Source organism: Alphaproteobacteria bacterium (assembly GCA_024244705.1).
In the GTDB taxonomy this organism is placed as follows: Bacteria; Pseudomonadota; Alphaproteobacteria; order JAAEOK01; family JAAEOK01; genus JAAEOK01.
In genome coordinates, this window is record JAAEOK010000077.1 from 50,906 (window position 1) to 77,309 (window position 26,404).

Genomic DNA, 26,404 nt, shown 5'->3' on the forward strand with positions numbered 1-26,404 from the left:
CTTGTCTCTGGTTGATTTTGCCGGATTACGACACGGTCAGCGCGTCGTCGACGAATTTCTTCTGCTCGGCCTGGTGCCGCTTGAGGGAGCCGCTCGCCGGCGACGCCGCGGCCACCCGGCCCGCGTAGCTCGGCCGCTTGTGGCGCGCGCCGACCTCGCCGAGCACCAATTCGATCGACGGCTCGACCGAACTCCAAGCGCCCATGTTCTTGGGCTCTTCCTGGCACCACACCATCTCGGCTTGGGGGAACCGGGCGAGCTCGTTCGTCAACGCCTCACGGGGGAACGGATAGAGCTGCTCGAGGCGCAGCAGATAGACGTCCTTCAGCCCCCGGCTCTCGCGTTCCTGGTAGAGATCGTAATAGACCTTGCCGGTGCACATCACGACACGCCGGATATCGCCGTCGTCGGCCAGCGTCCCGGCCTGCTGGCCATGGTCCCACAGCACGCGGTGGAAGGTCGTTCCCTCGGTGAACTCCGACAAATTCGAGATCGCCATCTTATGCCGCAACAGGGATTTCGGCGTCATCAGGATCAGGGGCTTGCGAAACTTGCGATGAATCTGGCGGCGCAGCGCGTGAAAATAGTTGAACGGCTCGGTGATATTGCAGACCTGCATGTTGTCCTCGGCGCAGAGCTGCAAATAGCGCTCCAGCCGGGCCGAGGAATGTTCCGGCCCCTGCCCCTCGAAGCCGTGGGGCAGCAGCATGACCAGTCCCGACATGCGCAACCATTTGGATTCCGCGCTGCTGACGAACTGGTCGAGTATGACCTGGGCGCCATTGGCGAAGTCGCCGAACTGCGCTTCCCAAAGAACCAGCGCATTGGGCTCGGCCAGGGTAAAGCCATATTCGAAACCGAGCACCCCGACCTCGGAAAGCGGGCTGTCGATGACCTCGAACGGCGGTTGCGCCGGCTTGACGTGGTTGAGCGGGATGTAGCGGGCCTCGGTCTCCTGGTCGACCCAGACCGCGTGGCGTTGGGAGAACGTGCCGCGGCCGCTGTCCTGTCCGCTGAGCCGCACCGGGCAACCTTCGACCAGCAACGAACCAAAGGCGAGCGCCTCGGCGGTGGCCCAATCGATGCCCTCGCCGGTCTCCATCATCTTGCTCTTGGTCTTGAGTTGGCGGACCAGTTTGCGATGAATATTGAAGCCCTCGGGCACGGTCGTCAGCGCGGTGGCGATCGTCTTGAGGATCCCCTCGGGGACCGCGGTGACACCGCGCCGGGCCTCGCCGGCCGCGGTTTCCATACCGGTCCATGCGCCTTCCAGCCAATCCGCCTTGTTGGGCTTGTAGGAATTGGCGGCATCGAAATCCGACTGCAGGCGATCGCGAAACTCGCCGAGATAGGCATCGACCTCGTCCTGGGTCGCCACCCCGCCATCGACCAGTCGCTTGGCATAGATCGCCCGTGCCGTCGGGTGGTCGGCAATTTTCTTGTACATCAACGGTTGGGTGAAGCTGGGCTCATCGCCCTCGTTGTGGCCGAAGCGGCGATAACAGAACATGTCGACGACGACGTCGCTCTTGAACTGCTGACGGTACTCCATCGCGATTCGCGCGACATGAACCACGGCCTCGGGATCGTCTCCGTTGACGTGGAAGATCGGCGCCTGGACGATTTTTCCGACATCGGAGCAATAGGGCGAAGATCGTGAAAACCGTGGACTGGTCGTGAAGCCGATCTGATTGTTGATGATGAAATGGATGGTTCCGCCGGTACGGTAACCCTTGAGCTCGGACAGATCGAGGGTCTCGGCCACCAGGCCTTGGCCGGCGAAAGCCGCGTCGCCGTGCATCAGCAGGCACATGACCTGGCCACGCTCGGTATCGCCGCGCTGCTGCTGCTTGGCGCGGACCTTGCCCACGGCAACCGTATTGACCGCTTCGAGGTGAGACGGGTTGGCGGTCAGCGAGAGATGCACGACGCTGTCGTCGAACTCGCGGTCCGAGGACGTGCCGAGGTGGTATTTGACGTCGCCCGAGCCTTGGACGTCCTCGGGGTTGGCCGTATTGCCCTGGAATTCGGAGAAGATCGCCTGAAACGGCTTAGCCATGAAATTGGCCAGCACGTTGAGGCGGCCGCGATGGGGCATACCGATCACCACCTCTTTCAGGCCCAATTGACCACCCCGCTTGACGATCTGCTCGAGCGCCGGAATCGCCGATTCGCCGCCGTCGAGGCCGAATCTCTTGGTTCCGGTGTATTTCTTGTCGAGGAAGTTCTCGAACTCTTCGGCTTCGACCAAACGCTCGAGGATCGCCCGCTTGCCGCGGTCGGTAAACTGGGTCCGGTTATGGACCGCCTCGATCCGTTCCTGAATCCAAGCCTTCCGGTCGGGCTCCTGAATGTGCATGTATTCGACACCGATGGTGCCGCAGTAGGTATCCCTCACCCGCCTTACGATCTCGTGCAGATTGGCGGTCTCGAGACCGAGCACGTTGTCGATGAATATTTCGCGATCCCAATCCCCGTCGGTGAAACCATAGGAGCTCGGGTCGAGCTCGGGATGGTCTTCGGGCTCATGAATACCGAGCGGGTCGAGGTTCGCCATCAGGTGCCCGCGGACCCGGTGCGAGCGGATGAGCATCAGTGCGCGGATCGAATCGAGGGTCGCGGCACGAACATCGCCTGGAACGGCGGATGCCGCGGACGGCGCCGTCATGGCCGCCGGTGCGGTCTCGGCGGTCAGCGAACCGTCGCGGGCCAACTCCTTGAGGTCGGCCGACCAGGTGGCGCCGCGAATTTCGGTCAGCACCGCCTGCTCGTCGTCGCCGAGACTGCTGAAGAATTGTCGCCAGCTTTCGTCGACCGAATCGGGGTTTTCGGCGAAACGGCCGAAGAGCTCGGCCACGAAGGCGGCATTGCCGCCGGAGAGGAAGGAATCCTGGTCGATCTGACTAGCCATTCTCGTCTCGGTGCCGGTTCGCACCCTCCCTTGCCATCGTCACCGCGGCGACGCCGCGATATCTATCCACCCATCGCCTTGGCCATCGCGGTGCCGATATCGGCCGGCGAATCCGCCACCACGATGCCGGCGCTGCGCATCGCCTCGATCTTTTCCTCCGCGCCACCCTTGCCGCCGGAAATGATGGCGCCGGCGTGGCCCATGCGGCGCCCCGGCGGCGCGGTCCGGCCGGCGATGAAACCGGCGACCGGCTTCTTGACCTTCGATGCAGTGAGGAAATCGGCGGCGTCTTCTTCGGCGCTGCCGCCGATCTCGCCGATCATGACGATGCCCTCGGTCTCCGGGTCGCCAAGAAACATGTCGATGCAGTCGATGAAATTGGTGCCGTTGACCGGATCGCCACCAATGCCGATACAGGTCGTCTGGCCGAGCCCGGTGGCGGTCGTCTGGGCGACCGCCTCGTAGGTCAGGGTGCCGGATCGAGACACGATTCCGATCTTGCCGCGGCTGTGGATGTGGCCGGGCATGATCCCAATCTTGCACTCGCCGGGGGTAATGACTCCGGGGCAGTTGGGGCCGACCAGTCGCGTATCCGATCCACGCAGCGCACGCTTTACCCGCACCATGTCGAGGACCGGGATGCCCTCGGTAATACAGACCACCAAAGCGATGCCGGCATCGATCGCCTCCAAGATCGCGTCCCCGGCAAACGGCGGCGGCACGTAGATCGCGCTCGCCGTCGCACCGGTCGCGGCGACGGCGTCGGCCACCGTGTCGAAGACCGGCAAGTCGAGGTGGCTGGTGCCACCCTTGCCCGGGGTCACGCCGCCGACCATCCGTGTGCCGTAGGCGATCGCTTGCTCGGAATGAAAGGTGCCCTGGGCGCCGGTGAATCCCTGGCAGATGACCTTGGTGTTATTGTCGACCAGGACTGCCATCAGGCCGCCTCCTTGACCGCTTTGACGACCTTGTCCGCGGCGTCGTTGAGGTCGTCCGCGGAAACGATTCGCAGCCCCGAATCGGCTAGAATCTTCTTTCCCAGATCGACGTTTGTGCCTTCGAGCCGGACCACCAGGGGCACGTCGAGGCTGACTTCCTTGGCCGCCGCCACGACGCCCTCGGCAATGATGTCGCAGCGCATGATGCCGCCGAATATGTTGACCAGAATGCCTTGCACGTTTTGGTCGGAAAGAATGATCTTGAATGCTTCGGTCACCCGTTCCTTGGTGGCGCCGCCGCCGACATCGAGAAAATTGGCCGGCGCCGCGCCGTAGAGCTTGATGATATCCATCGTCGCCATCGCCAGGCCGGCGCCGTTGACCATGCAACCGATGGTGCCGTCGAGCTTGATGTAGTTGAGGTCGAACGCCGCTGCCCGCCGCTCGGCGGGGTCCTCTTCGGTCTCGTCGCGCATATCGGCGAGGTCGTTGTGCCGGTATAGCGCGTTGTCATCGAAATTCATCTTGGCATCGAGCGCGATGACGCCGCCGTCGCCGGCAACCACCAGCGGATTGATTTCGACCAGGCTCGCGTCGAGGCTGGTATAGGCGTTGTACATCGCCAACAGGAACTTGACCGCGGCGCCGACCTGCTTGCCTTCGAGGCCGAGCCCAAAGGCAATCTTGCGGGCATGAAAAGCCTGCATTCCGGTCGCCGGGTCGATGGCCACGCGGAGGATCTTTTCCGGCGTCTTGGCTGCCACTTCCTCGATGTCCATGCCGCCCTCGGTCGAGGCCATGAGGGTGATACGGCTGGTCTCGCGGTCGAGCAGCACGCCGAGATAGAGCTCGCGCGCGATATCGCAGCCCTCTTCGACATAGACGCGGTTGACGACCTTGCCGGCGGGCCCAGTCTGATGGGTCACCAGATTCATGCCCAGCATCTGTTCCGCCGTCTCGCGCACCTCGTCGATCGATTTCACGACCTTGACGCCGCCACCCTTGCCGCGTCCGCCGGCATGGATTTGCGCCTTGACGACCCAGACCGGGCCGCCCAGCACCTCCGCCGCCTCAACCGCCTCTTCGACGCTGAAGGCAACCCGACCCTGGGGAACCGCGACGCCGAAGCGGGCCAGCAATTCCTTGCCCTGATGCTCGTGGATATTCATTGAATGGCCCGTCCCCGATTGCGAAACCGCCGCTGGGCAATCCCGGCCTCTGCCGATTTTTCCCTAACCCTTAATAACACGCCCGGCGGGGAGCGCAAACGCCCGCCCAGAGCTTGACGCGCCAACAACCGTCCGCCCGATGGATGCTGACGGCGCGGGCAATCCGGCCCGCTTATCTCGCCTTCTTCTTGCTTTCCGCCAGAAGTTTCTTCGACGCGCCGATCAGCCCGCGCACCGACGCAACAGATGCGTCGAACATTCTTTGCTCGGTCTTGTTGAGGCTGATTTCCATGATCCGCTCGACGCCCTTCGCGCCGATGACCGCGGGAACACCAACATAGAGACCCTTGACGCCGTATTCGCCGTTGAGATAGGCGGCGCAAGGCAGCACCCGCTTCTTGTCACGGAGATAGGATTCGGCCATCGAGATCGCCGACGCCGCCGGTGCGTAGAACGCCGATCCGGTTTTCAGCAGGCCGACGATCTCGGCGCCGCCGTCGCGGGTGCGCTGGACGATGCGGTCGATCCGCTCCTTGGTCGTCCAGCCGATCTTGATCAGGTCGGGCAGCGGCACGCCGGCAACCGTCGAGTAGCGGACCAACGGCACCATGCTGTCGCCATGACCGCCAAGCACAAAGGCGCTCACGTCCTCGACCGAGACCTTGAATTCCTTCGCCAGAAAGTACCGGAACCGTGCCGAATCGAGTACGCCGGCCATGCCGACGACGCGGTTGGTCGGTAACCCGCATTCCTTCTGCATGACCCAGACCATCGCATCGAGGGGGTTGGTGATGACGATGACGAAAGCCTTGGGACAGTATTTCTTGATCGCGCCACCGACGGTCGAAATCACGTTGGCATTGATGCCGATGAGGTCGTCGCGGCTCATGCCCGGCTTGCGCGGGATGCCGGCGGTCACGATGACCACGTCCGATCCGCGGATCGCGCTGTACCCGGTGGCGCCGCGATATTCGGCATCGAAACCTTCGACCGGCGTCGCTTCGGCGAGGTCCAACGCCTTGCCCTGAGGTATGCCGTCGACGATATCGAACAGTACGACATCGCCCAAGTTCTTGAGCCCGGCGAGCAGGCCGAGCGTGCCGCCGATATGTCCCGCGCCGATCAGCGCGATCTTGTTTCGTGCCATGACCAAATTCCCGCTTTGATGGTTGGCGCCGCCCGCCGGCGCAAGCGAAGGCCGGCGGCAGCCCTTGGATATCTACGGCGAATCGTCCTCACGAGCAAGGACATCGCCCGACGATTCCGTTTCGGCATGGATTTCCTCCGGCTCGTCGCCGCGCGGGTCGAGTGCGCTCGCCATCGCCGTCGTTGGCGGCGGTGCGGCATAGCCGCCCTGTTGATCGGTCGGCACCGGCGCCCGCCGGAAAGTGCGATAAAGGGTAAACAGCGCCGTCAGCGCCGATACCGTCGCCATATAGAGAATCAGCCCGCCCTGTGGCAGGTGCTCGACCGCCTGGCCGGCGATCGCCGGGCCGGTGGCGGCGCCCAGGCTGTAGGCCAAAATCAAGCCGCCACTGGCCGCGACCAGGTCCTTGCGTTCGATGTAGTCGTTCATCTGGGCGACGCTCAGGGGATAGACCGTGAACGCGAAGGCGAATAGCAGCCCGACCAATATCCACAAAATCTCGGGACCCTTGAAGAGTTCGAGAAGGAAGATCCCGACGCATGAGATAAACACCGCGGTCAGACACCCGATAACGATGTAGCGCCGGTCGGTGCGGTCGGACAACCAACCGACCGGCCACTGCATGCAGAGCCCGAACAGGATCACCACCGTCATCAGGGTGCCGACCTGCGAAACCTCGAGCCCGCCCTGACGTTGGGCGGTGATGGGAAACAGGCCATAGAAGGCTCCCATCAGCATGCCCGACGTGAAGCAGCCGATGATCCCCATCGGCGAGATTCGATAGAGCCGGGCGAAGTTCATGAACGATCGCTCGGGCAGCGGCGGCGCCTTGACGCGAGTCAACGCAACCGGGACCAGCGACACGGCGAACAACAATCCGATCAGGGCGAACGGTTCGACGCCAAGGGGATCGTAGACTCCGAGGAAGAGCTGGCCGAGGCCCAGCGCCGAATAGGTCGTCACCATGTAGAGCGACATCACGCGGCCGCGCCACTTTGTTTCGGTTTCTCCGTTGAGCCAGCTTTCGATGACCATGAAAAGGCCGGCGATGGAAAATCCGACCAGCCCGCGAAAGACGCATAGCGAAATCGGATCGAAGAACAACCCCGACAGGATCGCGCCCGCCGCGCCAAGACCGGCGAAGGCGGAAAAGGAGCGGATATGTCCGACCGCCCCGATAATTCGCTGGCTGGCGAAGGTGCTCAGGATGAAGCCGAGGAAATAGGCGGATTGCACATAGCCGGCGAGGTCGGCACCGAGATCCTCGAGGTCGATTCGGATGCTCAGCAGCGTGCCGAATAAACCGTTCCCGAGGAGGAAGATGAAGGCGCCGATCAGCAGTGAGGACAGAGATATGATAATGCCGCCCATGGGGCCTCCCGCGCTACCTCCGCTCAATGCCAGTGGCGTCGGGCGCGGTCAAGTCACTTGCCGGCGATGTAGCCCTCGGCCTGCATTTCGATGAGGCGTGAGGCGGTGCGCAAGAACTCGTCGGCATGGTGCCCGGCGACATAGAGCTGGTTCGGCGGTGCGGCGGCGGCACAGATCAGATTGGTACGGTTTTCGTAAAGCGAATCGATGAGTGTGATGAAACGGCGCGCTTCGTTGCGCATGTCGGCATCCATTCGCGGAATGCGGTCGACGATCAGCGTATGGTAGCGCGCCGCCAGCGCGAGATAGTCGGCGGCTCCCCGCGGCTGCTCGCAAAGGTCCGAGAAATCGAACCGCGCCACGTCGCGCGCCGCTTTGGGCACGTCGAGCGTGCGTCCCTGCACCTCGAGCGCTTCCGGCGCGCCATCGGCGGCGTCGGTTAGGTCGGCGAAGGCGCGGTCAAGCGCGGCCGAGGATTCGGCGCCGAGCGGCGTGTAGTAAACCGGCCTCCCCTTGAGGCGCGCGAGGCGATGATCGGTGCCACCGTCGAGCACCAGGACATCGAGCCGCGCCTCGAGAACATCGATGAAAGGCAGGAAGCGGTCGCGCTGCAGCCCGTTCTTGTAGAGCTCTCCCGGCGCGGTGTTCGAGGTCGCGACCACCACGACCCCCTGGTCGAACAACGCCGTGAACAGCCGGCCGAGGATCATGGCGTCGGCAATGTTGGTGACTTGAAATTCGTCGAAGCAGAGCAGCCAGTCGGTGGCGAGATCGCGTGCCAGCGGCTCGATCAGGTCGGCACCTCCGCCGCCGGCGGCCCGGCGCGCCTCGTGGAGGCGGCCGTGGACCTCGAGCATGAACGCGTTGAAATGGACCCGGCGCTTGCGGTCGGTCGGTGCCGATTCGAAGAACAAATCCATCAACATCGACTTGCCGCGACCCACCGGGCCGAAGATGTAAAGCCCTTGGGGCGGTGCCTCCTGCCGCCGCGCCAAACCGAACCGCGCCTTCCACCCGGCGGCGCCGGTGTCCGGATTGTAATACCGCAACGCGTTGTGCAGGCTCTGCAGCTTCTCGGCGCCCAGCGCCTGTGCTGGATCGCCGATCAACGCACCCTGCTCGACCAAGGTCCGGTAGGTTGCGATCGGCACCTCGACCATGCCCACTCCATTCCAACGGCGGCTTCCCTACAGGGAAAGCGGCGCTGTTGTAAAGGGAGCGCGATGGCGGTTCCGCGGTCGGCGCAAAGGTCGGCACGCGAAAGCTCACCGTCCTCCGGCGACGTGGATGTTGGCGGCGGTGACATAGGACGCCGCATCCGAGAGCAGCCACAGGATCGTCTCCGCGGTCTCCTCGGCCGAACCGGGACGCTGCATCGGTACCAACGGCGCGAGCCGCTCGAGCCGGCCGGGAAGCCCCGCCGAATCGTGAATGTCGGTCTCAATCAGGCCGGGGCTGACGGCGTTCACGCGGATACCCTCGGCGGCGACCTCTTTCGCCAGACCGAGAGTGAAGCTGTCGATCGCCCCCTTGGAGGCGGCGTAGTCGACATATTCGTTGGGGCTACCAAGCCCGGCGGCGCGGGATGACAGGTTGACGATCGCCCCGCCCTCGCCGCCGTGCCGGGTCGACAGCCGGCGGACGGCCTCGCGGGCGCACAGAAAGCAGCCGACGACGTTGATGTCGAACATACGGCGTAGCGCGTCGGCCTCGACGTCCTCGACCCGGCCCGCCCGGGTGATGATGCCTGCATTGTTGACGAGCGCGTCGAGGCGGCCGAATTCGGTGTCGGTGGCCTCGAACAGGGCCAGGATATCGGCCTCGTGGCCGATGTCGCCGGCGACGGTGATGGCCCGCTGCCCTGCCGCCCGCACGTCGGCCGCAACCGCCTCGGCGGCATCGCGGCTTTGGCGATAATTGATGCACACATCGTAACCGCGGCGACCGGCGAGACGCGCCGTCGCGGCGCCGATTCCCCGGCTGGCGTCGGTCACGATGACAACCCTGGACATCATTCGAGCTTATACCAGCGCCGGCCCGAATGACCAATGACGGCCGGACCGAAAGATCGCAGGCTCAGATGGCTGCTTCCCGGGCATCTCGCGCACCGCCTGCGGCGGCGCGAACGAAGGGGCCGCCGGTTGCGGACGGCGGCCCCATGAGGTCGGCTCGCGGACGGGGGGTTGGAGCCCGAGGGCCGACCGTCGCCGGTCGATCGACGGGCGGTTTAGTACCGGTATTGACCGTCGGGCGTGAAGGTGCCCGACCAGCCGACGACCTCACCGTTTCGCTTCAGGTGACGACCTTCGACGAAATAGCTGCCGTCATCGCCCCGCGTCGCACGCCGCTTCGTGCCGGTCGTGGTGCCGTTTGGCCACACCGTCTTGCGGCCCGACGCGTAGGTGCCAGCCTCGCGGTCCCAGGTCGTCCGACGCTTGTTGGTATAGGTGCGACCGTTGTGGGATTGGGCCTTCGTGGTCGAGGAGCGGAAACCGGGTTCGCGGGTTACCTTGCGGCCGAACTTGCCGTGACCGCCGTTCGATCCCACCCAATGGCCGCCGTATTTCTTGGTCTCGGCCTGAGCCGTCGATAATGTCAATCCGAGCGCCGCGACCGCGATGAGGAGTGCGCCGGCCATTTTGATCGGAAGGACGTTGCTGTACTTCTTGAGCATCTCAGCCTCCGTGGTTGAACCGTTTCGGGAATGGATGCGGCCGCATTCGATTCCTTAAACGATCAACACGAAGACTCCCTGCGCTAAAAGTTGGTCAATCGGCGGCCGGCTCATGACCGGACATGAGCGCGGCGAGCGCGGCGTCCAAGTCGCGGCCCGAGGCGCCCAACGCCTCGATAACGCCCCTGCGGTCGGCAGCGGTCTTGTCTTGGCTGAGCTTGGCTTTGCCTTGCCACCGCGCGATCGGCAACTCGAAGGCCACGATTGCGCGCTGCATGCGATCGAGGAATTCCGGGTCCCGATCGGCGAGCCGCCACGGACGGTCGAATCCGGCCTCATGGGCGATGACCAGGCGATCGAGGACGGCGCGGACCCGTGCCGGCTCCTCGATCACGCGCGCGACCCCATAAGCATGGACCGCGGCATAGTTCCACGTCGGCACGTAACCGCCCGCCGCGTACCATTGCGGCGAGACGTAGCCATGCGGTCCCTGAAACACGACCAGCGACTCGCGATCCTCCCGAAAGGCGCGCCAATGGGGGTTCGCTCGGGCCATATGGGCAACCAGCACGCCTTGCCGACCGGCGTTGGCCTCGAACAGAAATGGCAAATGTGTCGCCTCGGGCACGCCGTCGATGGCGGTCACCAAAACACCGAAAGAATAGCCGTTGATCAGGTCGCTCAGGAACGGCGGGTCGTCTATGGCGAAACGGCTTGGAACGTACATATTGTTGGCTGACCCCCGTGGTTGATTTCCGCTTCGCGGCGCCGCGGGCGCGCCTATCCGGTGATCGTCTTGGTGACCGGACCGACGGCGCGCAGCGCCAAGGCGGCGATGGTCAGCGTCGGGTTGGCAGCGCCGACGGCGGGAAAAACGCCGCTTCCCAGCATGAACAGGTTGTTGTGATCGTGGGCGCGAAGATCGCTGTCGACGACCGAGGTTTTGGCGTCGTTTCCCATCAGCGTCGTTCCCATGATATGGCCCGCGCCCTGGAAGTCGGCGTCATCCTTATGATTGATGTCGCTACAGCCCATGCGCTCGAAGAGCAGCTGATGAACCCGGCGCGATTCCGCCAGGCCCTTCTTGGTGTAGCCGTCGAGACGGTAGGACAGGCGCGGCCGCGGAATACCGATCGCATCCTTGCGCGTCGGATCGGGGACGATCCGGTTTTCGGGATCGGGCAGCTGTTCGGTCAATGTTGCCAGGCGCAGCTGACGTTCGCAGCGGTGGCGAAGAAGCTCCGCCAATCGGCGCCCGCGAATGCCTTGACCGACGAGATCTTGGACGTCGCTGAGCGGCGCACCGGTCGGCCACGACCACCCCCAATTGCCCAACTCGATACGGTAGGACGGCCGCTCTCGCCGCCAATCTCCGGCGCGGGTGTTCTCGACGCCTGAGGTGGATCCCGGGCCGCGATAGGGAAAAATCGGATTCGGCGTCAACGCCCAGCTGAGCTGCGTCGGGTGGTCCATCAAGTTGCGGCCCACCTGATCGGAGGAATTGGCGACACCGTTCGGCGTGCGCTCGCCCTTCGACATGAGCAGGATTTTCGGCCCCTCGATGGCATGGGCGGCGAGGACATAGACCTTGCCGACGGCCCGTCCTCCGCTCATGTCGGGGCGCTTGAAGCGGACGCCCGACACCGCGCCATTGCTATCGACCTCGACGAATTCGACGACATGCTCGGGCATCAGGCGCGCGCCGCTGCGCTCGGCCAGCGCCAAGGCTGCGGTCGCATCGTATTTGGCCTGGATCGGGCAGATCGGGATGCAGCTCGCGTTGCCGCAGCATCGCGGGCGGCCGCCCCGGGTCACCGAATTTCGTGCCTGCGGCGTCGATTTGAGGTCAAAGGGCGTCCCGTCGAAGGCGTGCTTCCGGACCTGCCGATCGAGATAGCTCTGCGCGATCATCGGCATCGGATAGTCTCGGGACCGGGGAGACCCCAAATCGTCCGAAGAATCGCCGGCGACGCCGATCTCGTGCTCGGCCTTCGCGTACCACGGCTCGAGGTCGTCGTAGGACAGCGGCCAATCGCGCCCGCGGCCGAATTTGGTGTTCAGGCGAAAGTCGTCCGGTACCAGGCGCAGAGCCGTCCCCAGCCAGTGCCATGTGGTTCCGCCGACCAACCGGACATAGGTGCTGGCGAACTTCGCCGGGCCGGCCTGGACGTAATAGGAATCCAAATCGTCCGACTTCGGATGGGGCGCATAGGGCGCATCCGGATAGGGAGCCTCAGGGACGCCCTTGAGTGGCGACGCATAGTAGCGCTCCATATTCGCCCCGCGGTGCGTCATCGGGCCGGCCTCGAGAATCAGGACCGAATGACCCGCCGCCGCCAGTTCCTTCGCCACCAAGGCGCCCGCGATACCGGCGCCGACGATCACCGCATCCGCGGTCAGTGTCTCCGCCATGCTCAATCCTCGCCGCCGGTGGGCGGCGCGTCGGCCCATGAAATCCAATCGCAATGAGCCGGCGGCTTGGTGAAATCGAGCGCCCGCCAAACCAGCGCGCCGTTCCACAGAATGCTGTGCTGGGTCCCGTCGCGATCGGTCACGATCCCCGTATACCAAGCCTTGACGATGGTGTTGGCGAGGTCGTCGAGACCGGCATCGGCGATCACCGCGTCGAGGTCCCCGGTCTGGTGGGCTTCGACGAGTTCGGCCAGCCGGCGCAGCTGAGCGGGATCGGTCGATGCCTGGATGGCGGCGAAAAACCTGTCGAGTTCGGCCAGGCCCTGATCGGGGATCAGCCCGTTGAGCTTGTTGGAAAAGCTGAGAAACGTGCCCGGCGTGAGCTCGAACGCGCCGGCGTTCAGCGGCGGCAGCAGCGCCCCGCCGGCGAGGCCGGCGATCAGGGTCAGGAAAGTGCGCCGATCGGGCCCGGTCACCGGTTGCGCTCCACTCATGACAAGCCTCGCGTGTAATGATTGGACCGCGCAAAGATATCGGCTTTGGGCGATGGCGACAATCCGATGCCGTCCGGGATAGGCCGCGAAGTGATGAACACGCGGCGGCGGCCGCTTACTTGCGCGCCACCATGAGCTGCTTGATTTCAGCGATGGCGCGTGCCGGGTTGAGGGCCTTGGGGCACGCCTTGGTGCAGTTCATGATAGTATGGCACCGATAGAGCCGAAATGGGTCCTCGAGCAGGTCGAGACGCTCGCCCGTCGCCTCGTCGCGGCTATCGGCGATCCAGCGATAGGCCTGCAGCAGGATGGCGGGACCGAGATAGCGGTCGCCGTTCCACCAATAGCTGGGACAGGACGTGGAGCAACAGAAACACAGTATGCATTCCCACAACCCGTCGAGTCTTTGGCGCTCCTCCGTCGATTGCAGCCGCTCGCGGCCGGGCGGCGGGCTTGAGGTCATTATCCATGGCTGGATCGACGCATACTGCGCGTAGACCATGTTGAGATCCGGCACCAGATCCTTGACCACCTGCATGTGCGGCAGCGGATAGACGTTGGCGTCACCCTTGATGTCATCGATGTACTTTGTGCAGGCCAACGTATTGGTACCGTCGATGTTCATGGCGCAGCTGCCGCAAACGCCTTCGCGGCAGGACCGCCGGAAGGTCACCGTCGCATCGGTCTCGTTCTTGATCTTGATCAGTGCATCGAGGACCATTGGTCCGCAGGCATCGAGGTCGACATCATAGCTGTCGATGCGCGGGTTCTCGCCGTCGTCCGGGTTCCAACGGTAGACGTTGAACTTCTTGATGTTGGTGCCGCCCGAGGATGCCGGGTGATGGGTGCCTGGTTTGACCCGAGAATTCCGCGGCAGATTGAACTCGACCATTTCGTACGCCTCCTGGCGCTGCCTTTATGCCCGGCCCGATGCGAGTCCGTCAATGTTTGGCGATGTCGTGCGGGATCGAAGGTTTCGAGTCGCGTACATGGTCGCGGTCAGCGCCACGAACAGAGTCAGCGCGCCGGCCAACAGGGCATAGTCCTGGGCGTTGAGGACAAAGTAGAGGACCAGATAGAGCGCGGTTAAGATCGCGCCGACGATTGCCGCGTCGCGCTTGGTGCTCATGGCGGCCCCGACATACACCGAAATCACCGCGATCTCAGCCACCGTCGCGACGAGGTAGGCGAGCGCGAAGCCGATATGCTCGGCGAAAGAAAACAGCAGCAGGAAGAACAGCACCAAAGCGCCACCGACGACCCCATACTGCAAGAGATGCAGGCGCCGTCCGGTGACATTTTCCATGACAAAGAACGTCAGAAGCGTAAGCGCGACGAACAACAGCCCATATTTGGCCGCGCGCACGGCCTGTTGATAGGGATCGACCGGCTGGTAAAGCCGGACCCCGGTGGCGTGACGGTCGGGCCGATATTGCGCTTCGATGCTCAGCGGATCATGAACCCAGTGCTGGGGCAACGATCGCGCCAGATGTGGAATGTTCCACTCTGCCGAAAATCCGGTTTCGCCGATCTCACGCGCGGTGGGAAGGAAATCGCCATCGAAACTCGGATGGGGCCAATCTCCCGACAGCGCAATTCTACTCTCGCGACCGGTCGGGACAACGTCCAGGCTTGCGCTTCCGTTTAGGTCGAATTCAAAGGCAAACGGATAATCACTCTCCCCCGGTGCGAGATCGGCCAGCCGGGCATGGATTCCCGATTGGACGACCGTCACGCCACCGGTCCCGGGTTCGAGAACCAGGCTACGACCGGCGAACGTCGCCGTCCCGATATCACGTATCGCGGTCGTGTCACCGATGCCGAGAACGAGCAAGGCTTGATCCCACAAGATCTGCCGATCGCCCCGTCCGGCCAGCAATTCCGACTCGGCGGGCACACGAAAGGTGCCGGCGATGCTGGAATTCGCCACGTATACGATGCTTTCGTAAATGCTTCGCTTGCGCTTTTCATGATCGAGGGTCACCGCCACAGACAAGTCATCTGGAAGAATGATCAGATGGCGCAGCTCGACGATTTCTTCCTCGGCCGACTTGATCCACGGGCTGCGGCCGTCGTCGGTGCGCGTTCGCACTGTCCGCGACCGTTCCATGGGAATGACCAGGAGCGGACCGGTCAGCGTTTGGGGATTGCCCCAAATATGGGCGATCTCGGCGCGCACTTGGTCGCGCCTTCCTTTGCGTTCATCGATTACATCCTCGACCAGCGCCAAGGGTACCGCCATGAGAAGGCCGATCGCCGCAATCAGAAGTGCGCGAACTGTTTGTGCGGTTTGTTGGGTATCGAGACGCTGAAAGAATGGCGGTCGGCTGTCGCTATCGCCCATGGCGCTTGCCCCTGCATTGTGCGAGCAGCCGACAGCCTGAAACTCCGAGAGGGCTGTTCAAAGACCATTTTGCGGCAATATTGGGATTGGATATCTAGAGCGCTCTTGCGTGACGGCATCCGCAGCGCGCCACACACGGCGACACGGCGTCAGTACACGCGGGCCTTGGGCGGAAAGTGCTGAACCTCATTGCTGAGCGGCTGCAGATGAACCGGGCGGTAGTCGATTGCTGTCTCTCCCGCCTCGTTGCAGGTCGTGATGGTGTGCTTCAACCAATTGACGTCATCGCGGTCGGGGAAATCTTCGCGGGCATGCGCGCCGCGGCTCTCGGTCCGATTGCGCGCCGAATTGATCGTCACCTGAGCCTGGTAAAGAAGGTTATCGAGTTCGAGTGTCTCGACCAGATCGCTGTTCCAGATCATCGACCGGTCGGTGACGCGGATATCGCTGCGTTTACTCCACAGGTCCGCCATCCGTTCGCACCCCTCGCCGAGCGTTTCGGCGGTCCGGAACACGGCACAATCGCGTTGCATGATTTGCTGCATTTCCAGCCGCAGCGCGGCCGTCGGCGATTCTCCCTCGGCATGGCGGAAACGGTCGAGGCGGTCGAGCGCGCGGTCTCCGATTCCGTTGGTCAGCGGTCGCTGTGGCTGACGGGGCGTCATCAACTCACCGCACCGGTTGGCGGCGGCGCGGCCGAAGACGACGATATCGAGTAGCGAGTTCGAGCCCAAGCGGTTGGCGCCGTGCACCGAGACGCAAGCCGCCTCTCCAATCGCCATCAGGCCCGGCACGATGGCGTCCGGATTGCCACCGTCCAAGGTGACGACCTCGCCGTGATAGTTGGTCGGTATGCCGCCCATGTTGTAATGGCATGTGGGCAGGACGGGGATCGGCTCGCGTGTCACATCGACACCGGCGAAGATACGCGCCGAATCGCTGATGCCCGGCAACCTTTCGTGGATCGTCGCCGGGTCGAGATGTTCGATGTGCAGGTGGATATGGTCCTCGGTTTCGCCGACCGCGCGGCCTTCCCGGATCTCCACCGTCATCGCGCGGCTGACCACATCGCGGGATGCGAGATCTTTGGCCGAGGGCGCATAACGCTCCATGAACCGCTCGCCCTCGCTATTGGTCAAATAGCCGCCCTCGCCGCGTACGCCTTCGGTGATCAACACGCCGGCGCCGTAAATCCCGGTCGGATGGAACTGGACGAACTCCATATCCTGCAACGGCAGGCCGGCGCGCAACACCATCGCATTACCGTCGCCGGTACAGGTATGGGCCGAGGTGCAGGAGAAATAGGTGCGGCCGTATCCGCCGGTCGCCAGCACGGTCATGTTGGCGCGAAAGCGGTGAATCGTGCCGTCGTCCAGGTTCCACGCCATGACGCCGAGACAGGTGCCGTCATCGTCCATGAGCAGGTCGATGGCGAAATATTCGATGAAGAACTCCGCATCATGCTTCAACGCCTGTTGATACAGCGTGTGAAGAATCGCGTGCCCGGTGCGGTCGGCGGCGGCGCAAGTTCGCTGGGCGGTGCCCTCGCCGTAGTTGGTCGTCATGCCGCCGAAGGGACGCTGATAGATCTTGCCGTCCGGCGTTCGCGAAAATGGCACGCCGTAATGTTCCAGCTCGACGACCGCTGGAATCGCCTCGCGCACCATGTACTCGATGGCGTCTTGGTCGCCCAGCCAATCGGACCCCTTGATCGTGTCGTACATGTGCCAACGCCAATCGTCGGGACCCATGTTGCCGAGCGCCGCCGACATACCGCCCTGGGCCGCCACGGTGTGGCTGCGGGTCGGGAAGACCTTGGTGATGCAAGCCGTGCGCAGGCCTTTTTCGGCCATGCCGAATGTCGCGCGTAAGCCCGCGCCGCCGGCGCCAACGACAATCACATCATATTCGTGATCGATGACTTGGTAGGCTTGCGCCATCAGATGCCGGCCCCCAGAGCGATGCGCAGCACGGCGACGACGGAGGCGACGCCAAGCACGATCGCGAGCCCTTTGACGGCGATGATGGCACTGATCTTGATCGGTTCGCTATGCACGTAGTCCTCGATCACGACCTGAATCCCCGATTGCGCGTGATGGAAGGTCGCGACGATGAGCAGAACCAGGAGAACGGTCACCACGGGCGAACTGATCCATTGCAGGAAGACCGCATGATCGGCCCCGGTCAACGCCGCCACCGATGCGACGAACCATATTGTCAATGGGATCAATGCCAGGGCGGTGAGCCGCTGGGCCCACCAATGGGCAGTGCCGTCCTTGGCTGAGCCCAGGCCGCGCGCGGTCTTCATCGGTGTCCGAAACGCCATCGTTCACCCTCCCATCGCGGCATAGCCGAGGATCCACGACAACAGCGTAAGGCCGATGGCGGCGAACACGACGATCCACCCGGTGGCCGTCATTGTCTTGATTTCAAACCCCAACCCGGCATCCCAGGCAAGGTGACGAATGCCGTTGCACAGGTGGTAAAATAGCGCCAGCGACCACCCGAAAAGCATCAACCGGCCAATCCACGACCCGATAACCGCTTGCGCGGTCTCGAACGGACCCGGTCCGGCCGCCGCCGCCAGCAGCCACCAGACCAAAATAAATGTGCCGACCGCCAGCGCGACCCCCGTGAGGCGGTGCAAGATCGACAGCGCCATGGTGATTTGCCAGCGGTAGACTTGCAAATGCGGAGAAAGAGGCCGGTTTTCGGACGCCATGATCGCAATCCCAGAATAGGGCATGGAACTAGGTACGAATTTCGTCGTTCGATGCCGCCTACACCATCAATGTTACTTAGACTGCCGCTGCCCGCCGAGTCAACTTAGCGGCGGCGGCGATAACGGCGAAGAACGCAACTGCAACAATTTTGCGGCGAGCTTGTGGTCGCATTCGCCCGGAAGCCACGACATCTAGAAATATTCCATTGAAAGGGTCCACAATCGTTGGCTCCTGTGAATAAGTTTGTGGAAAAAATTTGGAGTAATTGTGTGTCTTTCGAGTAGATATACACAGAAATATCGAAACACCCGTGAATTTATTATTGCGGTTCAACTTTGCCCTGAGCAGTATTGTTTCAGGTACGCGATGCGTCGGAGCGCAATGTGTCAGGAAGCGAACGGAGCCTTCGGGCCGAGTGAGCGGAAAGATGAGGCGCGCTTCGGGTCGAACGGGAAACCGAACGACCAGCCGGAGTAACCTGCGGAACCTCCGGGATCCAAGGGTTGCAGCCGAAGGGCTCTTGTCTCCGGCCGCTCGGTCCCAAGTGACCGGCATGGGTTTCGCCTCGGTGGAACCGGTGTCAGGACACGGCGGCGCCTCTCCCTCCCGAGATGGCGATGCAGGGATCGGGGCTCGGCGGACCTGTCGGGAAACCGGTGGGAACGGCGGGGCGGCAGACGGGCAACCGTGTGTCGGCAAGGCCGGAGACAGTCCTCCGGACGATTTGCCGGGCAACCGGGAGGTCGGACGGAACGGTGGGCGGGTAACCGCCCGACGGATGGGCCGGTGACGGGTCACCGGAAGGCTCGCTGGGCGACCAGCGGACTGGACGGATCGGCGGGTGGGCAACCACCTGACGGGATGGCCGGAGACAGTCCTCCGCGAGGTGCGTTGGGAAACCGGCGGGCTGAACGGAGCGCCGGGCGGGAAACCGCCTAGCGGAAAGGCCGGAGGCAGCCCCTCGGGGCGCGACGCCGAAAGGCGAAGCGAAGTTCATCACGAGCGTCAACTCTGTCAGGGGTGCACGCTCAGCTGCAGGGATGGACGGAAAGGCTTGTAACGCGTGCTGCGAGGAACCCGCTGGGTTCCTGAGGCGCCAAGGGTGTCCCCGCCGGACAGGACCTTATGGTCCAAAGCCCTTGGCGCCTCGCGCATTTTAACACAGGCGATTCGCATTCACAACAATATTTTGTGTTATCAGCCACACGGCGTGGCAAATGTAGTGATTCAAGCCGCGGGATCCCGACGCGGCATCAACACCGTATAGTCCAAATCGAGCAAGATCGCGGGGTCTTCGGTTGGCCCCGGATCGCGGCCCGGGAAATCCGTGCATGGGAGATCCTTGGTTGCGACGGTCCGCAGCCGCAGGGCGCCGAACCCGGGGGCCTGCTGCACCTCGAACCGGTCCACCACCTCGCTCCACGCATACACGGTGTCGCCGGCAAAGGCCGGATTGAGATGACGGCCGCCGTTGAGGGCCGCCACCTTGAACGCATTGGCGAGGCCATTCACGCTGAGCGCGCGGGCGAGACTGATGATGTGCCCGCCATAGACGATGCGGCGGCCGAACCGGCCGTTGCGTTCGGCATGTTGATTGAAATGCACTTTCGCCGTGTTCTGGTAGAGTCGGGTTGCAAGCATGTGATCGGCCTCTTCGATTGTCATGCCGTCGACATGATCGATGCGCTCGCCCGCTTGGTAGTCATCCCACAAATAGGGACTGCCGCTGTCGGCAACGTCGTAGGAGTCGGCGCCGAGGCCGGCGGGTATCACGATATCCTGCGCCGATGCCGCCGTCGGCAATTCCGGAACCTCCGACGCGGGCGCCGGCGCATCCGGGTCGCGCTTGCGAACCATCACCCAGCGAACGTAGTCGAGGACGGTTTCGCCGCGCTGGTTGCGGCCATTCGAATGCGCGTAAACGACCCCCGTCTTGCGGTTGGAATTCTCCCTCAGGCCGACAATGGTGGAGGCCGCGGACAGAGTATCGCCGGGATAGACCGGGGCGCCGAAACGCCCCGCCGCATAGCCGAGATTGGCCACCGCGTTGAGTGATATATCGGGCACCGTCTTGCCGAACACGATGTGAAACACGAGCAAATCGTCGAGCGGCGCCCGGTCCAGCCCGAGGGTGCGGGCGAACTCGTCGCTGGAGGGAAGCGCGAAGCGGTTGCCGTAAAGCGCGGTGTAGAGCGCGGCGTCACCGGTGGTTACCGTGCGTGGGGTGGCATGGCGAATCTCCTGGGCGAGGCGAAAATCTTCGAAAAAGTTGCCCCGGTTGGTCTTTTCGCTCATTCGGCGGCGTCTTTCGAAAGCGCTTCGATGGCCTCGGCTAGCTTGACCAATCGCCGAGCGTTCTCGACGTGGAGGTTCTCGATCAATTTTCCTTCGACGACGACCACGCCTTTTCCGGCGGCGGCGGCTTCCGCATGAGCTTCAATGATGCGACGGGAAAACGCGACCTCTTCCTGCGACGGTGCGAAAACCTCGTTCGCGACTGCAATCGTCTTCGGGTGAATCAAGGTCTTGCCATCGAATCCGAGTTCCAAGCCTTGCCGGCAAGACTCGGCGAAGCCTTCATCGTCGTTGAGATCGAGGTGAACGCCATCGACGATGGCTCGGCCATAGGCCCGCGCCGCCAGTAGGCATAAGCCGAGGCTGGTCAACATCGGCAAGCGGTCGCGGGTATGGCTAGCGTGCAGGTCTTTGGCCAGGTCCGACGTTCCCATGACGAGACAGGAAATGCGTTCGCTCGCCGCCGCGATTTCTTCGGCATGAAGCGTGCCGCGGGGCGTTTCCATCATGCACCAGATGTTCATGTGCTCTGGCGCGCCATGGCTCCGCATCAGGGACTCGACCTCCTCGACCATGGTGTTGGTTTCGACTTTCGGCACCAGAATGGCATCGGCTTGGGAACCCGCGGCGGCGATCAGATCCTCCCGTCCCCATTCGGAATCGAGGCCGTTGATGCGAATCGCGAGTTCTCTTCCGCCGTAGCCACCGGCGTCGACGGCGTCGACCACCTGCTGGCGCGCAATTTCCTTGGCATCGGGCGCGACCGCGTCCTCGAGGTCCAAGATCAGCGCATCGGCCGGAAGGGTTCGTCCTTTCTCGAGCGCGCGGGCGTTCGAGCCCGGCATGTAAAGAACACTGCGCCGCGGTCTTGTGGTCGCCATATTTTCTCGTCCCCCTTATGATTCAAGCCGCGCACACTATAGGCGCGGGCCCGAGCCTGGCAAGACCTCGACAAGGTGTCGTCGGTGCCGCGCGGCGGACACCCGTTGACGCATCGACGGCGCTGTTGGCGGTCGATGGATTGTATGCCACCGTGAACGCCGCCAACACATGATCGGCGGACCATGAATATTCTGTCCATCCAGTCATCGGTTGTTTACGGCCATGTTGGCAACAGCGCGGCGGCCTTCGCGCTGCAGGCCCTCGGCCACGAGGTGTGGCCGCTGAACACCGTGGAGTTCAGCAACCACCCAGGGCGTGGCGCACGGACGGGCCGAATCAACGATTCCGGCCACCTGCGCGACCTGCTCGACGGGCTCGACCGCCTGGGCGTCCTCGGCGATTGCAATGCGATATTGAGCGGGTACCTGGGCTCGGCGCAAAACGGCGCTGTCGCGCTCGAGGCGGTTGCACGGGTTCGGGCCGCGCGAAGCAATGCAGTCTATTGTTGCGATCCGGTCATGGGCAACGAAAAGAAGGGCCTGTTCGTGACCCCGGATGTCGCGGAATTCATTCGCAACCGGGCGGCCGCCGAGGCGGACATCTTGGTGCCCAACCGGTTCGAGCTTGGGCACTTGACCGGCCGCGACATCGGCGGCGTAGCCGATGCGTGCGCCGCGGCCATGTCGCTGGCCGAGCAGGGCCCCGAAATCGTGGTCGTCAAGGGCATCCGGTCCGACGACCGCGTCGCCGCACTCGCCTGCACCGGCGGACAAACATGGCTGGTCGAGACGCCCCGCCTCGATGACGTCGCCGACGACGGTGCGGGCGATCTGTTCACCGCGATCCTGCTCGGCCGATTGCTCGGCGGCGCGAAGCCGGCGGCGGCGCTCGAACAGGCCGCAAGCTCCACCTTCGCCGTCCTCGAGGAAACCCGCACGGTTGGGGCGGATGAGCTCGCCCTGATCGCGAACCGGACCGCCGTGACCGATCCGCAACGCCGGTTCGAGGCCGAAGCGCTAAGTTGAGCGGCGCGCGACCAAAGCCGTCAGATCTGCCGCGACCCGGTCGATAACCGGCCGCCAATCCCGCGCCGCCGACTGGCGGTAGAGCCGCATCGACGGATACCACGGCGAATCCGGACGGTCGAGCAGCCAGCGCCAGTCGGGCACATGGGACAGCAGCGTCCAGGTCGGAAGCGCCAGGGCACCGGCGAGATGCGCCGTCGCGGTGTCGACGGTAATGATGAGATCGAGGTTCGCCATCGCGGCCGCCGTCTCCTCGAAGGGGCGGAGGTCATCGCCAAAAGAAACAAGTTCCAACTCGCGCGGCGGCTCCTGCGCCGCCGCCTCGCCGACCTGAAGCCCATAGAACGCAACGCCGGGAATGTTTCCGAGCGGCGCGAATTGCGCAAGGCGGATCGACCGGATGCGGTCATTGGGGTTCCTCGGATTGCCCGCCCAGGCCAATCCGACACGCAGCGGTCCCGACGAAAGGCGCTTCTCCCATGCCGCCCGTCGTGACTCTTCCGGATGGAGATAGGGGACCGCGTTCGGAATGGTTTCCTCGGTCGTGCCAAATATGAATGGCAGGCTGAGCAGCGAGATATGAAAGTCATGCTCGGGATAGGGGAGATCGGGGGAAAAGGTCTTGGCGACGATCTCGTCCCATCCGGCCGCACCCTCCAACAATGGCAACAATTCGCGCTCGCATTCGAAAACGATGCGACCGCCGCGTTCCTTGACCATCGGCAGATAGCGGATCAATTGCAGGATGTCTCCCATGCCTTGCTCGGTATGGACCAGGAGGCGCTCGCCGGAAAGGCGGCGACCATCCCACGCCGGCCGTTCGAACGGTCCGCGAACGCGTTCCTGGCTGATCAGGTCATCCTTGACGCGCCATTCAAACTCCTGCCAGCCGACGGCGAAACGGCCGAGCCTCAACAGGCATTGCGCCTTGTCGACATGCGCCTTGACGTTGTTCGGCGCGGTGCCAATTACTTGGTCATAGCACTCGATTGCATCATCGAAGCGCGCCGCGGCGACATAGGCCATGGCGAGGTCCCGCCGCGCCGGGACGGACGACTCATCGACGGCGAGCGCCTGCTTCAAAACGCCGATCGCTTCTTGCGGTCGGTCGGACCGGATCAGTGCATGTCCGAGCGCCTTGAGGTTCTCGCCGTTGCCGGGCTGGAGCGTGCAGGCTTGGCGAAAATGCACAACCGCCTGCTCAAATTTATTCTGCGCATGCCATCCGAAGCCGTCCCAATAGGCGGCCCGGCCCGCGTCGCCGCGGCCGCGGCTCATGTCGGCCAAAGCAAAATAGGCCGGGGCGAATTTCGGATGCTTTCGAATGGCGCGCCTGAGCAGGGCCTCCGCCTCATCGCCACGCCCATCATCGAGTACCAGCTTGCCGAGATTGAGCAACGCCTGGGCGAAGTTGGGTGCAACGGCGAGCGCGCCACGAAACGCGGCTTCGGCGGCGGAGCGATCATTCCGCCGCGTCTCGATAAGCCCGCTGGTGTTCAGATACGCCGCGTTCTTCGGCTCGACATCGAGCGCGCGCGTGATCAAACCGGCTGCATCCTCGATTCGCCGCTGTTGCATCCGAATCAGAGCGAGGACGTGCAGGGCATCGGCGGATTCGGGATCTTCGGAGAGGATCGCCGTACAGATCGTCGCCGGCTCATCGAGGCGGCCAATTTGATGCAACCGCTGGGCCTCGCGAAGGCGGTCCTCAAAGTCGCCGGTCCCAGAACCGGTCGCCGGGGCCACCCTACCACTCATTGGGCTTGCGCCTTTGTCGCCACCCGGTCCCCCAGGGCCGACGCCACCGCATCGACGACGGGCCCCCACGCACCCGGCCGCGGCTGGCGGAAAAGACGCATCGTTGGGTACCAGGATATACGCGAATCATCGCTACCCCAGCGCCAGTCGGCCGCGTGGGGCAGCAGGGTCCAAGCCGGCCGTGCCAACGCGCCGGCAAGATGGGCGGCCGCGGTTTCGACGGTTATGACGAGGTCGAGGTTGGCCATCACCGCCGCGGTATCGGCAAAATCGCCCAGTCGCCCACCAAGATCGATCAAATCGAACGCCGCCGAGGCAACCTGCCGCCGCGGGGCGCCGACCTGGAGGCTGAACAACGCGACCCCGTCGATCTCACCCAACGGGGCGAGTTGCTCGATCGCAATCGAACGAAACCGGTCGACGGCGTTCTTGGGGTTTCCCGCCCAAACCAAGCCGACCTTCAGCCGACGATCGCGTACGGTTTCGGCAGGAATATCACGCCGTTGCGGGTCTGCGGTCAGATAGGGAACGTCCGCCGGTACGGTGTCGACCGTCGTCCCGAATATGCCGGGCAGGCTCATCAATGGAACATGGAGGTCATAGTCGATGGCGGGATCCGTGCCCTTGGTCGACCGGACGATCTCGGCGTCGGGAAAGGACGCCCGAAAGAGTTCAACCAGTTCCTTGCCGCACTCGACGATAATCCGCCCGCCGCGTCGCCCAATCCTAGGCAGGTAACGGGCGAATTGCAGTGCATCACCGAAGCCCTGCTCGCATAACACCAGCACCCTTTCGCCGGTCAGTCGTTCGCCCTGCCATTTCGGCCGCCGGAATGCGTGGAAACCGGAACGCGCCATCAATCCTGGCTCTTCGCATCGCCACTCATATTCGGGCCATGCCTCGGCCCACCGGCCCTGCTGCAATAGCGCCAGTCCCTTGTTGAAATGGGCCTTCGCGTTGTCCGGGTGCCGCGCCAGGAGGCGGTCGGATTCGGCGATCGATTCGGCGATTGCACCGGTCAGTCGAAGCAATTGCAATCTGCCGAGCGCCGCATCGACATGGTTTTGATCCGCGTCGAGCGCCCGTTGATAGCAGGACAATGCCCGCTGATAATCGTGGCGCGCCTCATGGATCAGACCACTGTTGAAAAGGGTGTCCGCATGTCTCGGATCGAGTTCCAGGACACGATCATAGGACGCCAGCGCCGCATCTCCGTCGCCGGCCCGGTCGCGGGCGAGGCCAAGCCTGAAGTGACCGTCGGAGAGATCTGGCGCAATTCGAACAATTTGCTCCAAGGCATCGATGGCGCCCGTGCGGTCTCCCAGTTTTTCGCGGCAGAGACCAAGGATTCGCCACGCTTCGGCGTCGGAAGGTTCATCGCCGACGGCCGTCGCCAATATTTCGGACGCCTCAGCCCAGCGCTCATTCTGGGCCAGTGCTTCGCCCAATGCCATTCTCAAGATGGCATTCCCAGGCTCCAGTTCCGCGGCCCGCCGATAAGCTTCGATCGTTCCTTCTCCGTCTCCATTTCGACGCGAAGCGTCGGCGCGATGAAACCACGCCGCCACATTCTTGGGGTCGGCACGAGTCGCCCGATCAAAGAAATCGTAGGCACGCGCGAACGTACCGGCCTCTTCCGCCGCCTTGCCAAGCGCCACCAGCGCCGACGGCTCATCCGGGTCGACGCCGAGCACCTTTTCATAAACTTCCTCGGCGTCTTTGGACCGGCCAAGTAGGTTAAGGGTACGAGCCAAGGCGCCGAGGGAATGGACGTCGGCGGCGTCGCATTCGACCGCGCGCTCGAACGCCGGCAGAGCATCCGCGTGCCGGCCCTGCTTGGCCAGGGCGACACCCAGCAAATACCATGCTCGGTCGTCCCCCGACGCCTTGTCGATGGCTTGGCGGCAAAGATCTTCCGCTTCGATCGCGCGATCCTCGCGCAAGGCGCGGGACACGGAATCGATAAGGGATGAGGTCATCCTTCCGGTTGGCGCATTCATCGCACGAACGTCGACCCGCCCTCTTTGCGGCGGTACGAGGTTGACCGTTTTCGGGACCGGTCGGCAACCAGACGGCGGAGATCCTCGGCGACCCGAGCGAGGACCGTCGTCCAGTCGCCCGGCCGTGGCTGACGAAATAGCCGCATCGTTGGGTACCGGGGGAAATCGGACCGGTCGAGCATCCACCGCCAGTCCGGCACATGGCGCAGCAGAACCCATGCCGGTTTTGCGAGCGCGCCGGCGAGATGAGCGACGGCGGCG

At 63.6% G+C, this 26,404-nt stretch carries 21 protein-coding genes and 1 pseudogene; 1 reads left to right on the forward strand and 21 read right to left on the reverse strand.

The window, feature by feature from the left end:
- Nucleotides 1-25: 25 nt before the first annotated feature.
- From GY791_13860 to GY791_13945, 18 genes are all read right to left on the reverse strand, one after another.
- Complete coding sequence (locus GY791_13860; GenBank protein MCP4329508.1) at nucleotides 26-2,911, reverse strand: 2-oxoglutarate dehydrogenase E1 component; 2,886 nt, start codon at nucleotides 2,909-2,911, stop codon at nucleotides 26-28.
- A 62-nt stretch (nucleotides 2,912-2,973) separates the two neighbouring features.
- Nucleotides 2,974-3,849, reverse strand: coding sequence for a succinate--CoA ligase subunit alpha (sucD, locus tag GY791_13865; protein ID MCP4329509.1), 876 nt, complete (start codon nucleotides 3,847-3,849; stop codon nucleotides 2,974-2,976).
- Nucleotides 3,849-5,018, reverse strand: coding sequence for an ADP-forming succinate--CoA ligase subunit beta (gene sucC, locus GY791_13870; protein MCP4329510.1), 1,170 nt, complete (start codon nucleotides 5,016-5,018; stop codon nucleotides 3,849-3,851). Before sucC ends, sucD begins: the two co-directional genes overlap by 1 nt.
- Before the next feature lie 172 nt (nucleotides 5,019-5,190).
- Complete coding sequence (mdh, locus tag GY791_13875) at nucleotides 5,191-6,165, reverse strand: malate dehydrogenase (GenBank protein ID MCP4329511.1); 975 nt, start codon at nucleotides 6,163-6,165, stop codon at nucleotides 5,191-5,193.
- A gap of 72 nt (nucleotides 6,166-6,237) precedes the next feature.
- Nucleotides 6,238-7,536, reverse strand: a complete 1,299-nt coding sequence (locus GY791_13880; protein MCP4329512.1) for an MFS transporter — start codon at nucleotides 7,534-7,536, stop codon at nucleotides 6,238-6,240.
- A 53-nt stretch (nucleotides 7,537-7,589) separates the two neighbouring features.
- Entirely contained in the window at nucleotides 7,590-8,696 is a 1,107-nt protein-coding gene (locus tag GY791_13885; GenBank protein ID MCP4329513.1) for a cell division protein ZapE, read from the reverse strand.
- A 105-nt stretch (nucleotides 8,697-8,801) separates the two neighbouring features.
- Nucleotides 8,802-9,551, reverse strand: a complete 750-nt coding sequence (locus GY791_13890; GenBank protein ID MCP4329514.1) for an SDR family oxidoreductase — start codon at nucleotides 9,549-9,551, stop codon at nucleotides 8,802-8,804.
- A gap of 212 nt (nucleotides 9,552-9,763) precedes the next feature.
- Nucleotides 9,764-10,210, reverse strand: a complete 447-nt coding sequence (locus GY791_13895; GenBank protein MCP4329515.1) for a hypothetical protein — start codon at nucleotides 10,208-10,210, stop codon at nucleotides 9,764-9,766.
- Nucleotides 10,211-10,304: 94 nt separating this feature from the next.
- Nucleotides 10,305-10,937 carry an FMN-binding negative transcriptional regulator gene (locus tag GY791_13900; GenBank protein MCP4329516.1) on the reverse strand — a complete coding sequence of 211 codons (633 nt, stop codon included), beginning with the start codon at nucleotides 10,935-10,937 and terminating at the stop codon, nucleotides 10,305-10,307.
- Nucleotides 10,938-10,990: 53 nt separating this feature from the next.
- Nucleotides 10,991-12,622: a GMC family oxidoreductase gene (locus tag GY791_13905; protein MCP4329517.1), complete on the reverse strand. Its 1,632-nt coding sequence runs from the start codon at nucleotides 12,620-12,622 to the stop codon at nucleotides 10,991-10,993.
- A gap of 2 nt (nucleotides 12,623-12,624) precedes the next feature.
- Nucleotides 12,625-13,116, reverse strand: coding sequence for a hypothetical protein (locus GY791_13910; protein ID MCP4329518.1), 492 nt, complete (start codon nucleotides 13,114-13,116; stop codon nucleotides 12,625-12,627).
- Between the two features lie 115 nt (nucleotides 13,117-13,231).
- Nucleotides 13,232-14,008 (reverse strand): succinate dehydrogenase iron-sulfur subunit, encoded by a 777-nt coding sequence (locus GY791_13915; protein ID MCP4329519.1) that lies wholly within the window; start codon nucleotides 14,006-14,008, stop codon nucleotides 13,232-13,234.
- Nucleotides 14,009-14,032: 24 nt separating this feature from the next.
- Nucleotides 14,033-15,460, reverse strand: a complete 1,428-nt coding sequence (creD, locus tag GY791_13920; GenBank protein ID MCP4329520.1) for a cell envelope integrity protein CreD — start codon at nucleotides 15,458-15,460, stop codon at nucleotides 14,033-14,035.
- Between the two features lie 149 nt (nucleotides 15,461-15,609).
- Nucleotides 15,610-17,400, reverse strand: coding sequence for a succinate dehydrogenase flavoprotein subunit (locus GY791_13925; GenBank protein ID MCP4329521.1), 1,791 nt, complete (start codon nucleotides 17,398-17,400; stop codon nucleotides 15,610-15,612).
- Complete coding sequence (sdhD, locus tag GY791_13930) at nucleotides 17,400-17,786, reverse strand: succinate dehydrogenase, hydrophobic membrane anchor protein (protein ID MCP4329522.1); 387 nt, start codon at nucleotides 17,784-17,786, stop codon at nucleotides 17,400-17,402. The genes GY791_13925 and sdhD overlap by 1 nt, the downstream gene beginning before the upstream one ends.
- A gap of 3 nt (nucleotides 17,787-17,789) precedes the next feature.
- The gene (sdhC, locus tag GY791_13935) at nucleotides 17,790-18,182 is read right to left on the reverse strand and encodes a succinate dehydrogenase, cytochrome b556 subunit (protein ID MCP4329523.1); all 393 of its coding nucleotides are present in this window, start codon (nucleotides 18,180-18,182) and stop codon (nucleotides 17,790-17,792) included.
- 1,228 nt (nucleotides 18,183-19,410) lie between these two features.
- Nucleotides 19,411-20,478: a MaoC family dehydratase gene (locus GY791_13940; protein ID MCP4329524.1), complete on the reverse strand. Its 1,068-nt coding sequence runs from the start codon at nucleotides 20,476-20,478 to the stop codon at nucleotides 19,411-19,413.
- Complete coding sequence (locus GY791_13945) at nucleotides 20,475-21,359, reverse strand: CoA ester lyase (protein MCP4329525.1); 885 nt, start codon at nucleotides 21,357-21,359, stop codon at nucleotides 20,475-20,477. The genes GY791_13940 and GY791_13945 overlap by 4 nt, the downstream gene beginning before the upstream one ends.
- A gap of 183 nt (nucleotides 21,360-21,542) precedes the next feature.
- Here GY791_13945 and pdxY point away from each other — a divergent pair, with 183 nt between their 5' ends.
- On the forward strand, nucleotides 21,543-22,385 hold the full coding sequence (gene pdxY, locus GY791_13950) for a pyridoxal kinase PdxY (protein MCP4329526.1): 843 nt from the start codon (nucleotides 21,543-21,545) through the stop codon (nucleotides 22,383-22,385).
- On the opposite strand, the gene GY791_13955 is transcribed toward pdxY, so the two are convergent.
- The 3 genes and pseudogenes from GY791_13955 to GY791_13965 form a co-directional block, all read right to left on the reverse strand.
- A complete protein-coding gene (locus GY791_13955) occupies nucleotides 22,377-24,143 on the reverse strand; it encodes a tetratricopeptide repeat protein (GenBank protein MCP4329527.1) in 1,767 nt (588 codons plus the stop codon). The genes pdxY and GY791_13955 overlap by 9 nt on opposite strands.
- Entirely contained in the window at nucleotides 24,140-26,122 is a 1,983-nt protein-coding gene (locus tag GY791_13960; protein MCP4329528.1) for a tetratricopeptide repeat protein, read from the reverse strand. Before GY791_13960 ends, GY791_13955 begins: the two co-directional genes overlap by 4 nt.
- Nucleotides 26,123-26,229: 107 nt before the next feature.
- Nucleotides 26,230-26,400 (reverse strand): annotated as a pseudogene (locus tag GY791_13965) (glycosyltransferase).
- Nucleotides 26,401-26,404 lie beyond the last annotated feature (4 nt).

Excerpts from the sequence above, each read along its gene's own strand:
- GY791_13860 (MCP4329508.1), bottom strand. The coding sequence starts at position 2,911 with ATGGCTAGTCAGATCGACCAGGATTCCTTCCTCTCCGGCGGCAATGCC.
- sucD (MCP4329509.1), bottom strand. The coding sequence starts at position 3,849 with ATGGCAGTCCTGGTCGACAATAACACCAAGGTCATCTGCCAGGGATTC.
- sucC (MCP4329510.1), bottom strand. The coding sequence starts at position 5,018 with ATGAATATCCACGAGCATCAGGGCAAGGAATTGCTGGCCCGCTTCGGC.
- mdh (MCP4329511.1), bottom strand. The coding sequence starts at position 6,165 with ATGGCACGAAACAAGATCGCGCTGATCGGCGCGGGACATATCGGCGGC.
- GY791_13880 (MCP4329512.1), bottom strand. The coding sequence starts at position 7,536 with ATGGGCGGCATTATCATATCTCTGTCCTCACTGCTGATCGGCGCCTTC.
- GY791_13885 (MCP4329513.1), bottom strand. The coding sequence starts at position 8,696 with ATGGTCGAGGTGCCGATCGCAACCTACCGGACCTTGGTCGAGCAGGGT.
- GY791_13890 (MCP4329514.1), bottom strand. The coding sequence starts at position 9,551 with ATGATGTCCAGGGTTGTCATCGTGACCGACGCCAGCCGGGGAATCGGC.
- GY791_13895 (MCP4329515.1), bottom strand. The coding sequence starts at position 10,210 with ATGCTCAAGAAGTACAGCAACGTCCTTCCGATCAAAATGGCCGGCGCA.
- GY791_13900 (MCP4329516.1), bottom strand. The coding sequence starts at position 10,937 with ATGTACGTTCCAAGCCGTTTCGCCATAGACGACCCGCCGTTCCTGAGC.
- GY791_13905 (MCP4329517.1), bottom strand. The coding sequence starts at position 12,622 with ATGGCGGAGACACTGACCGCGGATGCGGTGATCGTCGGCGCCGGTATC.
- GY791_13910 (MCP4329518.1), bottom strand. The coding sequence starts at position 13,116 with ATGAGTGGAGCGCAACCGGTGACCGGGCCCGATCGGCGCACTTTCCTG.
- GY791_13915 (MCP4329519.1), bottom strand. The coding sequence starts at position 14,008 with ATGGTCGAGTTCAATCTGCCGCGGAATTCTCGGGTCAAACCAGGCACC.
- creD (MCP4329520.1), bottom strand. The coding sequence starts at position 15,460 with ATGGGCGATAGCGACAGCCGACCGCCATTCTTTCAGCGTCTCGATACC.
- GY791_13925 (MCP4329521.1), bottom strand. The coding sequence starts at position 17,400 with ATGGCGCAAGCCTACCAAGTCATCGATCACGAATATGATGTGATTGTC.
- sdhD (MCP4329522.1), bottom strand. The coding sequence starts at position 17,786 with ATGGCGTTTCGGACACCGATGAAGACCGCGCGCGGCCTGGGCTCAGCC.
- sdhC (MCP4329523.1), bottom strand. The coding sequence starts at position 18,182 with ATGGCGTCCGAAAACCGGCCTCTTTCTCCGCATTTGCAAGTCTACCGC.
- GY791_13940 (MCP4329524.1), bottom strand. The coding sequence starts at position 20,478 with ATGAGCGAAAAGACCAACCGGGGCAACTTTTTCGAAGATTTTCGCCTC.
- GY791_13945 (MCP4329525.1), bottom strand. The coding sequence starts at position 21,359 with ATGGCGACCACAAGACCGCGGCGCAGTGTTCTTTACATGCCGGGCTCG.
- pdxY (MCP4329526.1), top strand. The coding sequence starts at position 21,543 with ATGAATATTCTGTCCATCCAGTCATCGGTTGTTTACGGCCATGTTGGC.
- GY791_13955 (MCP4329527.1), bottom strand. The coding sequence starts at position 24,143 with ATGAGTGGTAGGGTGGCCCCGGCGACCGGTTCTGGGACCGGCGACTTT.
- GY791_13960 (MCP4329528.1), bottom strand. The coding sequence starts at position 26,122 with ATGACCTCATCCCTTATCGATTCCGTGTCCCGCGCCTTGCGCGAGGAT.